Source organism: Microcoleus sp. Pol1C5 (genome assembly GCF_036701115.1).
In the GTDB taxonomy this organism is placed as follows: Bacteria; Cyanobacteriota; Cyanobacteriia; order Cyanobacteriales; family Microcoleaceae; genus Microcoleus.
Genome location: NZ_JAUBQE010000004.1, coordinates 198,728 through 211,037, shown reverse-complemented (window position 1 = coordinate 211,037; position 12,310 = coordinate 198,728). Strand labels below are relative to the sequence as shown.

Here is a 12,310-nt window from a genome sequence, read left to right as displayed (position 1 = left end):
GATCGCGTTTGAGCCAGTCGTCGAGGACATCAAATATGCCTCTTTCGGTCTGGGCGCGTCCGACTGCGATTGTCATTTACGCAAATCTCCAAATGGATATAATTACAACGGATCTGTCTCTAGTCATGAGTCTTCCACCGTTGCCTCTGCTTAGCAGAAAACAAGTTGGATTATGAACAGAGTTTACTTTTCTTTACCGTATTGACGATTATAGAGGTAATTCTTTACAAGAGCAAGTTTTTATTAAAAAACTTCCGACTTTTGACTTTTGACTTGGGCGAAGTCCCCGAAGCCCTTGAAGTCCCCTAAGTCTTTGCCCTGCATTTGGGAACTTCTACTATATAGATAGGAGTCTCTGCGCTTTGCGTCAGAAGCCCGGTGGCTTGGTAGATATATCGGCCTCAACCTCTGATTTTTCTAAGAAACTGGGTTTCCGTGGGTAAGTCCTATATATATACTGAGGATAGAGCTCCAAACTTAGGTTTTTAAGACTATATGTTCAGCATTGACATCATTGTGAAGAATACGCCCGTCTCGCTGTCGGTGCAGCGGAAGTTGGAGGAGGACGCTGAGACTGTTTACCAGCAGGTGCTGGCGGCGATTCGCAACTCCCAACCGCAAATTTTGGAACTCACCTGCGAGAAAAATCCTGAGAAAAAGGTGGCTGTACTCAGCAGCGAGATTTCTGGGGTGGTGGTTTCTCAGAAATCGGGGGCGTCATCTACAGGCAGATCCCCTGGTTTTGTCTCGATGACAGCAGAATGAGGGCTGGGGGTGTTGGTGCCGATATGAGCCAGTCAGCCGTTGCTGTGCGGGATTTGGGTTTTTGCTGGCCGTCGGGCGATCGAGTGTTGCAAGGTTGCTCTCTGGATGTACCGAAGGGCGAGTTTTGGATGCTTTTGGGCACTAACGGCAGCGGCAAGTCTACGCTGTTGAGGCTGATGGCTGGGCTGCTGCACCCCCAGTCGGGGGAAATTGACCTCGGCGGGCGGGTGGGTTTTGTGTTCCAAAACCCGGATCACCAATTGGTGATGCCGACGGTGGGTGCGGATGTGGCTTTTGGTTTGGTGGAGGAAAAGCTTTCTAACGTTCAGGTGCGGGAGAGGGTGGCGGAGGCTTTGGAGGCTGTGAATTTGCTGGATTTGCAGCGGCGGCCGATTTATGCTTTGAGTGGCGGTCAGAAGCAGCGAATTGCCCTGGCTGGGGCGATCGCCCGTCACTGCGAAATTCTGCTGTTGGATGAACCGACGGCTTTGTTAGATCCTGATTCTCAGTTGGATTTGGTGGCGGCGGTGCAGCGGTTGGTGAAAAATCGCGGGATTACGGCTTTGTGGGTGACTCACCGTTTGGATGAGTTGAATTATTGTGATGGGGCTTTTTTGTTGGAAAAGGGCCAAGTGGTCGATCGGGGAGATCCGGCGCGTTTGAAGCAGCGGTTGATGCAAACTCAAGATGTTTAGCTGTTAAGTAGCGGTTGAAAGCTATTTGTTAATATCAACCATTAAGTTACTAGGAAGCCTGCAGAGGAATCGTCCGCAAATAATTAGACTTTTGTTACTTATTCCAATAACATTCAGGAATAAATAGTGTTTTGATTATTTAGGAAATACTGATGAACAATTATCCTGACTTATCTTGCCAAGGATATGAGGTAATCCGCGAACTAGGACGTAATCGAGAAGGGGGACGAATTACCTGGCTTGCCTCAACTATTGATACTACTGATATAAAACAGCAAGTGGTTGTCAAGCAGTTTTGTTTTGCTCAATTTGGTTCTGACTGGTCAGCTTTTAGTGTTCATGAACGAGAGATTCAGGTTTTGCAAGGACTCAACCATCCTGGTATTCCTCGCTACTTAGGAGGGTTTTCCACGTCGGATGGTTTCTGTATGGTGCAGGAGTATATCGATGCACCATCTTTAGGAGTGTTACGCAGTTTTGAACCAGAAGAAATTAAGCAAATTGCTGTATCCGTGCTAGAGATTTTAGTTTATTTGCAAAATCGAATTCCGCCAGTCATCCATCGAGATATTAAACCAGAAAATATACTGGTGGACGATCTACTCAGGGTTTATCTGATCGATTTTGGGTTTGCACGAATTGGCAGTCAGGAAGTATCTGGCAGTAGCGTTTTCAAGGGAACGCCCGGTTTTATTCCCCCCGAACAGTTACGGAAACCTACAGAAGCCTCTGACTTATATGGGTTGGGAGCAACCTTGATTTGTTTGCTTACAGGTACGCCCTCGACCGCACTTCAGGACTTAACGGACGAGGATGACCCCTATCTTATTCGGTTCAGCCAGCTAATTCCACGGCTAAGTTTACCATTTGTTAGCTGGTTGGAAAAGATGGTGCAACCGAGGCTAAGAGATCGCTATCCAAATGCTGTTACAGCTTTGGAAGACCTTAAATCGTTGTATGTCTTTCGAGTACCCGAAGTCAGCTTAAATACAAATTATTTGGTTTTTCAAGCAACTCGGCTAGGTGAGAAAATAACACAAAAAATTCACTTTCGCAACTTAATGCCTGATACTTTGCTAGAGGGAAGTTGGGAAGTAGCTCCTCATCTTCAAGATCCACCACATACTCCTGATTCCCATGCTTGGATTTGCTTCTCACCTGCTAGTTTTAAGGAGAATTTAGTAAAATGTGAAATCACGGTAGACACTTCCCTCCTTGCAGCAGATAAACATTACGAGCGTCATCTTCTTTTACATACAAATGCCGCGCCAGAAACACATGATGTAACTATCAGGGTTCAGACAGCACCTTTGCCAATTGATGTTAAGAAACCTCCTTACAAAAGCATGGCAGTATTGTTCATATTTTCAACAGTAATAACAACTATAGTCATCGGTAGTTTAGGTTGGTCTCAAACAGCTATAGGAATTATGGCTCTAGCGGTTGCCACAGTAGCAACTATTTGGGGGACAGGAGCAAACCTTGGAGTTAAAGCATGGGCTTGGATAGGGGGCGGTATAGGCCTGACTATTACGGGACTGGCGATACAGATGGCTCAAGGTTTCTCTAGTGCCTTGTTCGCGCTGATTTTTGGCGCGTTCTCAGGTGCGATGCTTGGAGCGGCGTTTGGAGTTTGGGTTGATATAATTGTTATTCATCTTCTGGATCGTGACTTTTTGAGAGAAATCACACTCGATCGCTTTGTGTTAACGCTGTCAGCACTAAGCACTGTGCTGGGAATTGCTTTAGGTATGGGATTTGTAGTTGGCTTTATAAATGTCTATACTTTGCTAACGTTGGGGGGATCTGGATTGCCTCTTGCAGCTATGTTGTTGTATCCATCCCTTAAACATCGCTGGTTGATCGCCCGCTACCGTAAGTCGGAACAAAACTTGATTCAGCCATGAGATATAAGCGATGGCATAACAATTTCACAGAACACTATTCTAACAAAAATTCATAGAGCGTGAAGTTCACTCTAAAAGTTTCTGGGAAATTAAAATTAATTCATCAGACGATCGTGATGAGTTAGACAACAGCGGTGTAGCAGTGTTTGATACCCAATCAATCTCGCAATCCTCGATCGCGCAACCAAGCATCTGCCCAAAGTGTATCGGCTTCTGACAGCGGTGGTATGACTTCCCAGTTGCGATAATCTATCTTCAGGTCGTAACTTGCTATGTCGTAAATTTGAGTGAATAATTCCTGCAAATTGATTATAGGTTCGGTATCGCCCGATCGCAGTGGCAAAGGAAAGGCAGGCAGCGGGCTCTGCACATTAAAAGCGTACAAATCTGCTCTGGGACGGCGATTTCCCCGACACACCAAAACGCTATAGTGGCTTTCAATGTCATTGCCAATAACTGGCATTTTTTGACCGCGCCGCAATAAATCTATTTCAATTAAATGAGTGCGGCTACCTAAAATTTCTTCTCGCTTTTCTTCGTACATTTGTCGTCCTTTTCCTGGGCGCTTATTGCTAGGCGATAGGATTTCAATCAGGGTGATTAATTCTTGGTTTCCTCTTTCTCTAATTTCTAAATAGCCTTCCCGAACCTGGTAGGGCATGGGAATATTTACTGTCAAGGGTTGTGTTGGTGGCGCTGCAACGGCTACGTTTGATGTTATTAATTCGGTTGTGGTTCTTGGCTGAATTATGTTTACATCAGGAATGCCAATTGATAAATTGTCGTCAGCGGTTTCATACATTCTCACTTCTACAGACACTAAATACTTAGGACGTAGTTGCGGAGATAATAATCTGGCAATTTCAATAATTAGCCAGTGGTGTAGAGCAGGCCAGAGTTCGGGATGCTCTAAATACGGGTCCATACCAGGAAAGGGAGATGGCATTGATGTGACTCCTTGACTTAAGTCTATTTACAGTTTAGCAATGTTGTTTTGGGAAAATTAGGGCGATCGCACTTCCGGTCAAATAGAATAATTCCTATTTGTGGAAGGGCGATCGCACTTTTCAACAATTAAACTTCGATCGGCAATTGTGTTTGAATTGGAACGCTGTTTTCATCCAACACAGACACCGCATTTACGAACACAATTGTATGCGGGACTGCCGGCATTAAGCGGCGCAGCGCGTTCAAGTAAGATTCGGCATCGGGACGGCGGGCGAAACGGGCGACTGTTAACCGCTGACACTTGGGGAGGTGGCGAATTAGATGCCAAGGTTGAAGTCGATCGCGATATGTCGATTGTTTTGGTATCATAGGAAAATCCTTCCCACTTTTGTGGGTGGTGAATGAAAGGCGATCGCTCTAGATTTCTCAGGTCCGAGGGCGATCGCTATTAATTGTATATTCATTAAATTACGAGTAGTCGTAATTGTCAAGGGCGGAATGGGACGAATTAGACTGCGAGTTCGAGAACTTGCTCAAGAGAAGGGTTGGACTCTTAGGGAAGTCTCCAACAGAACGGGTATTCCATACACTACGATCGCCACCTATGCCAGTTCTCCAGGTATGGCAACTGTTGACTACACGGCTTTGGACAAGATGGCTCGTGCGTTCGATATTGCGATCGAAGATTTAGTCGAGATTTTGGAACAGTAAACTGATTGTGCGTAAACGACGGCTCTTGCGTTAGCACTTTTTACACGATACTTGCGTATATTGGAATTTGGCGGCTGTAGACTAAAGTCAGGAGTTGTTCAGTCTGCCGGAGTTATATTAATGCCAATTAATCGTCTGTCTGACATGGAAGAGAACTTGGAAGATCTGAAAGACCAATTAGTGGGCAAGCAGAAGGCTCTAAATTTAGCACCGCAAGAAGAAAAGATCCGAATTAAACAGCAAATCCGAGAGCTACGCAAGGAGATTCGGGAGCAGGAAGAGGAGTATTGGCAGGTTCTCGCTCAGCAAACGACAACAGGGGAAATTCCCGAACATGAGGCTGAGATTATTGTTGCCGAGATTGTCGAAGAAGTTGGGCAAATTGAAGTGCAGCGGCAGTATCCCGATGACGTAGTTCAGATTTTGCAGGAGATTCGGGACAAGCTAAACCAACCGGAAGCAACAGCGGCCGCGAAACTTAAAGGCGTGATGTCACCAATTCCACCGTTTGTGGGAATTGCGTATGAAGTGGAGTTGGATACAGAGAAGTTTTTACAGCGACATTTTCCAACGTTTCAGGAGTGGGCTAAGGTATTAGCAAAAAAGTCCTAGACCTGGAGCGAAAAACACTTAATCCAGGTTTCACAAGTTTTTACCAACTATACGATATTCCCTCGGAACTCGGTTCAAAAAACTTTGTCGGACGGGATGAGGAGATGCAGCAATTGCACGGATTGTTGCAGGATGGAAGCCGCGTTGCCATTGCCGCTGCGTCGGGAATGGGCGGCATCGGCAAGACAGAATTGGCATGGCAGTATGCAAATTTTCACCGCGAACACAATACGTATTCAGCGGGGATTTGGTGGCTGTTTGTGCGGGAAATCAATTTAGCGCCGCAGGTGTTGCAGAAAGCGCTGCGAATGGGAATTCAGCCGCCGGATACTCTCGACAATCTGGAGGAACGGTTGCAGTTTTGCTACGAAGAGTGGGCAAAACAAACCTCTGGCAATGCTCTGCTGGTATTGGATGATGTCAGCGATTACCGCGCGATCCAGCGGTTGCTGCCGAGAAATCCCCGCTTTAAGGTGTTGCTGACAGCGCGACAATTTGTGCCGTCGCCTGTGGGGTGTTTGCCGTTAAAAGTTTTGAAACCAGAGGCGGCGCTAAACTTGCTGCGGCTGACGGCTGGGGATTTGCCGGGAAACGGGCTGGGACGGATTGATGCCCAGCTTGAAGATGCTCAAGCGCTTTGTCAGTGGTTGGATTATTTGCCTTTGGGCATCGAACTGGTGGGGCGCTATCTGCGACGCAAGCGGGCGCTGTCCTTGGCAACAGTGCTGCAACGGTTGCAGAGTCAGCGATTGGAGGCGCGGGCATTGCAGGAGGCGGAAGCTGGGATGACGGCTAGGCGCGGAGTGGCGGCAGCTTTTGAGTTGAGTTGGGCGGAGTTGAAACCTCCGGCGCGGACGCTGGGTTGTCTGCTGAGCGTGTTTGCTCTGGCTGCGATTCCTTGGGAGTTGGTAGCCGAGTGTTTGCCAGATTGGGATGAGGAGAAGTTGGAGGATTGTCGGGATGACGAACTGCTGGAACAGAGTTTGCTGTCGCTGGTGGAGGATGAAACCTCAGATTCGGGTCAATCTGGGCTGTTACAGCCACGCTATCAACTTCATGCTTTGATTCGGGAGTTTTTTGCGGTCAAATTGCAGGGACACGCCGATGCTGAGAATTTGCGGAGAAGTTTTGCGGCGGCGCTGACAGCGGTGGCGAAGACGATTCCGCAGACTGTGACGCTGGAGGTGCAGGAACGGGTGAAGGAGGCGTTGCCTCATTTGGAGGTGGTGGCGGAGCAATGGTCACATCTGCTGGAAGATAGTGATGCTGTGTGGTCTTTCACGGTTTTGGGGCTGATTGCTAAGGGACAGAGTTTGTGGGCAGAGGCAGAAAAGTGGTTCAAAGCTTGCCTCCAGATGACAGAGAAACGTTGCGGAGCCGAACATTCCCTTACGGCAAAGAGTGTGAACAATCTGGCATTGCTGTACGATGCAATGGGACGCTACCCAGAGGCGGAACCCTTGTATGTGCGATCGCTCTCTATTTACGAGCAGCAGCTCGGAGCCGACTATCCCGATACAGCTCTGAGTTTGAACAATCTGGCAGCCCTGTACGATGCAATGGGTCGCTACGCGGAAGCGGAACCTTTGTACGTGCGATCGCTCTCGATTTACGAGCAGCAGCTAGGAGCCGACCATCCCAATACGGCTACGACTTTGAGCAATCAGGCAGAGCTATACCGTGCGATGGGACGCTACCCCGAAGCGGAACCCTTGTATGTACGCTCGCTCGCCATCAGGGAGCAGCAGCTCGGAGCGGAACATCCCGATACAGCTCTGAGTTTGAACAATCAGGCATTGCTGTACCATGCAATGGGTCGCTACCCGGAGGCGGAACCCTTGTATGTGCGATCGCTCGCGATCAGAGAGCAAAAGCTTGGAGCAGAACATCCCTATACGGCAACGAGTTTGAACAATCTGGCACAACTATACAGTGCAATGGGACATTACCAGGAGGCGGAACCCTTGTATGTGCGATCGCTCTCTATCAGGGAGCAACAGCTCGGAGCCGACCATCCCGATACGGCAAAGAGTTTGAACAATCTGGCCTGGCTGTACAAGGAAATGGGACGCTACCCGGAGGCGGAACCTTTGTTAGCGCGAGCATTAGAAATCTTGTTTAACAGATTGGGAGAAAATCATCCCAACACGCAAACCGTTAGGAGCAATTTCATTTATTTTCTCCAGCAGGCGATGTCAACGGGTCAAGACTCGCAACTTTCGCAGCATCCAGGAATGCAAGCACTGCTTCAGCGACTTCGGGAGACGGAGTAGCTGTTACTGCTAGAGCGATTGTTGCCAATTTCCTACAGGACTTACGCATGGGGCCCAGAAACCGGGTTTTTTCCAGAATACTTCGTTACAGCCTGCAGATAATGCAAAAAACCCGGTTTCTCTGACGAAGCGCATAAGTCCCGATCGCATTAAAAAGAGATAAGTTGCGATTTTTCGTTTGGTGGGGGCGGGTTTTTGAGATTGTCTATCTGTGTCATAAAGGGTTGGAAAAACCCGCCCCCACAGGTCGATCGAGGATGTGCGATATCTCAGCTTTTACGGTTTCCCCCCTACTTCATCTCATATCCAAACAAATTCGGATCGACTTCTCCCAAATTCAAATCAGCCAAACCGTACTCAGCCCAACGCCTTTCTACCATCGCCGCCACATCCGGATCTGACTCCAAAACTTCCCCCCACTCGTGATCGCTTTCCGGCGGCATCTTCGTAGTAGCATCAATCCCCATCCTGCCTCCCAAACCAATCTTTTCACTGGCAAAATCTAACGTATCAAAGGGCGTATTCGGCAGAATAAATACATCCCGAACTGGATCGACTTTAGAACTAATTGCCCACACAACTTGACGCGGGTCGCGAATGTTGATACTTTTATCCACAACAATCACAAACTTAGTGTAAGTAAACTGCGGTAATGCACTCCAAAATGCTAAAGCAGCCCTGCGCGCTTGACCGGGATATGCTTTATCAATCGAGATAATTGCGGCTTTATAACTCAGCGCTTCCATCGGTAAGAAGAAATCGACAATTTCCGATACTTGCTGCCGCAAAATAGGGGTATAAATACGGTTAAGCGCGATCGCCATCATTGCTTCTTCTTTCGGCGGCCGCCCGCTAAATGTGGTCAGATAAATCGGGTCTTTGCGGTGCGTCATGCAGTGGAACCGCACCAACGGCGAATCTTCCACGCCGCCGTAATAACCCATGTGATCGCCGAAGGGCCCGTCGGGCAGAACTTCCCCCGGCGTAATCGTTCCTTCTAACACGATTTCCGAGTCCGCCGGTACTTCCAAATCTACGGTTTTGCACTTCGCCAATTGCACGCCGGAACCGCCGTAAAGTCCGGCAAATAACCATTCCGATAAATCTACAGGAATTGGGGTTGCTGCAGCGAGAATAATCAGGGGATCGACTCCAAGGGCGATCGCAACTTCCAACTTTTTACCAGCCTGCGCCGCTTTCCGCAAGTGCCGCGCGCCGCCCCGGACAGATAACCAGTGTACAGTCATCGTGTTTTTTGACTGCAACTGCAACCGATAAACCCCCACATTCGGCGTACCGGTTTCGCAATCTTTGGTAATTACCAAACCCAGGGTGATAATTTTGCCTGCATCTCCCGGATAAGGGCGAATCATCGGGATTTTGTTCAAATCCAGCCCTTCTCCCTCAATTACCACTTGCTGACAAGCTGGGAAAAAGTCGCGGCCCGGTTTGGCTTTCACTACGTCGAACAGGACTTTGCCGAATTCTATCGCTTGCGAAATCTTTTTTGGGGGTTTTGGCTGTTGCAGCATTCCCAGTTTTTTGCCGAGCTCTTCTAGTTCTGCTGGCTTTTCCATGTTCATCGCCCAACAAACCCGCTGTTCCGTGCCCAACAGGTTGATTGCGACGGGGAAATCTGACCCTTTGACGTTTTCAAACAGCAGTCCAGGGCCGCCTTTTTGCAGCATTTGGTTGGAAATTTCGGCAATTTCGAGATCGGAATCGACTAAGGCGCTAATCCGGCGCAGTTGTCCCCGTTCTTCGAGTAGTTTTAGGAATCCCCGCAAGTCTCTTGCCATTGTTGTTAAAGAATTGTTAAGTGTCCCTACTATTATGCGGCGATCGGGGGATGGAGTGCGGGGTGGGGGCGATCGGGCGATCGGGCGATCGCTAAATAAATTTCTCTTATTATCGTTACGCTAGGACTTGGTATTTCTCTGGCTCATCAAACATTGACTTTAACTAATTTTTATTTGCAATAATGTTAACCATAATTTAAACAAAGCTTATTCTATTATTATTTAATCTTTTATTAACCAAGATTTAAAACAAACTTATTCTTTTATATCCCTTTCCTTGGGGGTTTCAGTCTATCCTATGGAGGAGATTTGCAAAGTCTGCTATTAAGGGAGAGGAGGAATATGAATTTTTTCACAGGACGTTGGCGACGTAGTTTTATAGTGACACTTGCAGCAGCAGCATTCTCGCTGACTTTGATTAGTTCTGCTGTAGCAGCCGTCACACTAAACGGTACGGGAGCAACTTTCCCTAAACCTCTTTACGATCGCTACTTCTCTCAAATGAGAAGTGCAAATCAAATTACTGTAAACTACGAAGGAACTGGTAGCGGTGCTGGCATCAAAGCATTAATTTCAGGCAATGTTGATTTCGCAGGCAGCGATGCGCTGATGACTGCTGCACAAATCGCTGAGGTAAAGCGGGGTGTAATAGCTGTTCCCACGGCTGGCGGCGCTGTTGCAGTTGTTTACAACTTGCCCGGAGTGACCAATCTGAGGCTAAATAAGGATGCCATGAACGGCATCTTTGAAGGCAACATTACTCGCTGGAATGATGCGAAAATAGCCGGAATTTCTGGACAAGCTAAAAACTTGCCAAATACTGCGATTCGAGTAGCTGTACGGGCAGACAGCAGCGGTACTAGCTTTATTTTTGCTAATCATTTGCAGGCAACTGGCAGCAGCATCAAAGCTGCCGCTCAGCCGAAGTGGCCAGACACCGCTGTTAGGGGTCAAGGAAACCCCGGCGTAGCTGCTTTGGTGAAAAATACAGCGGGTGCGATCGGCTATGTTCAAGATACTTTTGCTCGGCAAAACAATCTTCAAACAGCATTTATTCAAAATAAAGCTGGTCGGTTTGTAGATCCTAGCTTGGCTGAAGCAGAGAAAGCTTTAGCAGGGGAAACATTCCCCGCAGACTTCCGCTTAGTAGAAGGCAATCCCAACGACGGTTATCCGATTGTTGGTTTGACTTGGCTGTTAATCTACAAACAGTATCCTGCTGCGAAAGCAGAGGCTATTAAAAAGATGGTTAATTGGGTGATGACTACAGGTCAAGGTATCAACAAACAGCTAGAGTTTACTCGGATTCCTTCAGCTACAGCTCAAAAGGTGGTTCAAGCGGTTAATCAGACTGTGATTGCCAGAGGTTAATTCCGGCGATCGCACGGGGTTATGAGTTGATGAGTTAAATGTAGGACTCAAAACTCATAAATTATCAGGTTAATGTGCGCTAAATTTACTGTGTAAGGTGCGCTGTGCGCACCCTACGAACCCGGTGCGCAGCCCTTATAATTACTTGTTTTTTCAGCAAATATTTCACTTTTTACGCAATAATTCCGGTATGACCAATATTTCAAAAAAACTGAAAAAACAGACTCGGCAACCGGCAGAAATAAACACAGAAGTAGATTTGACAGATACTACTGGTGAAGGTTTATGGATGGAGTCAGGATTTACACTATTGGTATGGAGTTTTACCCTAGCGACAGCAGGTACGCTGTTTTGGATGAGTGCGGTAATTTTTAAAGATGCTTGGCCAGCTATTAACCATTTTGGGCTTTCCTTCTTGTGGAATCCTAAGTGGGATATCGGCGAGTTGCAGTTTGGGGCTTTGCCGTTTATTTACGGTACTGTAATTAGTTCTGCGATCGGCATAATCATCGCACTTCCTTTAGGGTTGTCAGTAGCTATAGTTACTAGCGAGAACTTCTTACCCGTTTGGGTGCGATCGCCCTTGGGATTCATGGTTGAATTAATCTCGGCTATTCCCAGCGTAATAGTTGGCCTTTGGGGAATATTTGTTTTGATTCCCTTTTTGTTGCCTTTGCAGCAGTCATTGTTCGATAATTTCAGTTGGTTTCCCCTGTTCAGCAGCGAACCTTTAGGCCCCGGAATGCTGCCCGCTGGAATCCTTTTATCGATTATGATCCTGCCCACCGTAGCCGCCATCAGCCGCGATGTATTGATGTCAGTTCCAGTCGATTTGCGAAGTGCTTCTATGTCCCTCGGTGCCACCCGCTGGGAAACAATATTTAAGCTGTTACTACCAGCAGCTAGTTCAGGAATTATAGGCGCTACAATCTTGGCCTTGGGACGCGCTTTAGGCGAAACAATGGCCGTCACAATGGTGATTGGCAACTCGATTCAAATTAACAAATCTTTGCTAGCTCCCAGCTACTCAATTCCTGCTGTTTTGGCAAGTCAATTTCGGGAAGCTGTCGAACCGCTGCACACCGGCGCTTTGATGTATTTAGCTTTAATTTTATTTGTGATCACTTTGTTGGTAAATGCGATCGCAGTATTGTTAGTTCAGCTAATTGGGGTCAAGGAAGCTAAAACTTAACATCATCGAAAGCAATTTGGTCACAAGCCGCGCCGCC

At 47.5% G+C, this 12,310-nt stretch carries 11 protein-coding genes; 8 read left to right on the top strand and 3 right to left on the bottom strand.

From position 1 onward, the window contains the following. Nucleotides 1-495 precede the first annotated feature (495 nt). From QUA23_RS04020 to QUA23_RS04010, 3 genes are all read left to right on the top strand, one after another. Complete coding sequence (locus tag QUA23_RS04020; protein WP_190663726.1) at nucleotides 496-765, top strand: hypothetical protein; 270 nt, start codon at nucleotides 496-498, stop codon at nucleotides 763-765. A 23-nt stretch (nucleotides 766-788) separates the two neighbouring features. Continuing rightward, nucleotides 789-1,460, top strand: coding sequence for an ABC transporter ATP-binding protein (locus QUA23_RS04015; protein WP_333073385.1), 672 nt, complete (start codon nucleotides 789-791; stop codon nucleotides 1,458-1,460). A 152-nt stretch (nucleotides 1,461-1,612) separates the two neighbouring features. Continuing rightward, complete coding sequence (locus tag QUA23_RS04010; protein WP_333073382.1) at nucleotides 1,613-3,367, top strand: serine/threonine-protein kinase; 1,755 nt, start codon at nucleotides 1,613-1,615, stop codon at nucleotides 3,365-3,367. 157 nt (nucleotides 3,368-3,524) lie between these two features. Here the strand turns inward: QUA23_RS04010 and QUA23_RS04005 are convergent, their stop codons facing one another. Together QUA23_RS04005 and QUA23_RS04000 are read right to left on the bottom strand one after the other, a co-directional pair. Beyond that, nucleotides 3,525-4,313, bottom strand: a complete 789-nt coding sequence (locus QUA23_RS04005) for a DUF4058 family protein (RefSeq protein WP_333073381.1) — start codon at nucleotides 4,311-4,313, stop codon at nucleotides 3,525-3,527. A 128-nt stretch (nucleotides 4,314-4,441) separates the two neighbouring features. After that, nucleotides 4,442-4,684: a hypothetical protein gene (locus QUA23_RS04000; RefSeq protein WP_333073380.1), complete on the bottom strand. Its 243-nt coding sequence runs from the start codon at nucleotides 4,682-4,684 to the stop codon at nucleotides 4,442-4,444. A gap of 129 nt (nucleotides 4,685-4,813) precedes the next feature. Here QUA23_RS04000 and QUA23_RS03995 point away from each other — a divergent pair, with 129 nt between their 5' ends. The 3 genes from QUA23_RS03995 (at nucleotide 4,814) to QUA23_RS03985 (ending at nucleotide 7,911) form a co-directional block, all read left to right on the top strand. Further along, on the top strand, nucleotides 4,814-5,026 hold the full coding sequence (locus QUA23_RS03995) for a helix-turn-helix domain-containing protein (RefSeq protein WP_172192515.1): 213 nt from the start codon (nucleotides 4,814-4,816) through the stop codon (nucleotides 5,024-5,026). Nucleotides 5,027-5,146: 120 nt separating this feature from the next. Next, nucleotides 5,147-5,638 (top strand): hypothetical protein, encoded by a 492-nt coding sequence (locus QUA23_RS03990; RefSeq protein WP_333073378.1) that lies wholly within the window; start codon nucleotides 5,147-5,149, stop codon nucleotides 5,636-5,638. 104 nt (nucleotides 5,639-5,742) lie between these two features. Continuing rightward, nucleotides 5,743-7,911, top strand: a complete 2,169-nt coding sequence (locus QUA23_RS03985; RefSeq protein ID WP_333073377.1) for a tetratricopeptide repeat protein — start codon at nucleotides 5,743-5,745, stop codon at nucleotides 7,909-7,911. Between the two features lie 290 nt (nucleotides 7,912-8,201). Here the strand turns inward: QUA23_RS03985 and QUA23_RS03980 are convergent, their stop codons facing one another. Beyond that, a complete protein-coding gene (locus QUA23_RS03980) occupies nucleotides 8,202-9,710 on the bottom strand; it encodes a UbiD family decarboxylase (RefSeq protein ID WP_333073375.1) in 1,509 nt (502 codons plus the stop codon). Between the two features lie 342 nt (nucleotides 9,711-10,052). Here QUA23_RS03980 and pstS point away from each other — a divergent pair, with 342 nt between their 5' ends. Beyond that, nucleotides 10,053-11,081 (top strand): phosphate ABC transporter substrate-binding protein PstS, encoded by a 1,029-nt coding sequence (pstS, locus tag QUA23_RS03975; protein WP_333073373.1) that lies wholly within the window; start codon nucleotides 10,053-10,055, stop codon nucleotides 11,079-11,081. Between the two features lie 190 nt (nucleotides 11,082-11,271). Then, nucleotides 11,272-12,273: a phosphate ABC transporter permease subunit PstC gene (gene pstC / locus QUA23_RS03970; protein WP_333073371.1), complete on the top strand. Its 1,002-nt coding sequence runs from the start codon at nucleotides 11,272-11,274 to the stop codon at nucleotides 12,271-12,273. The last annotated feature ends 37 nt before the right edge of the window (nucleotides 12,274-12,310 follow it).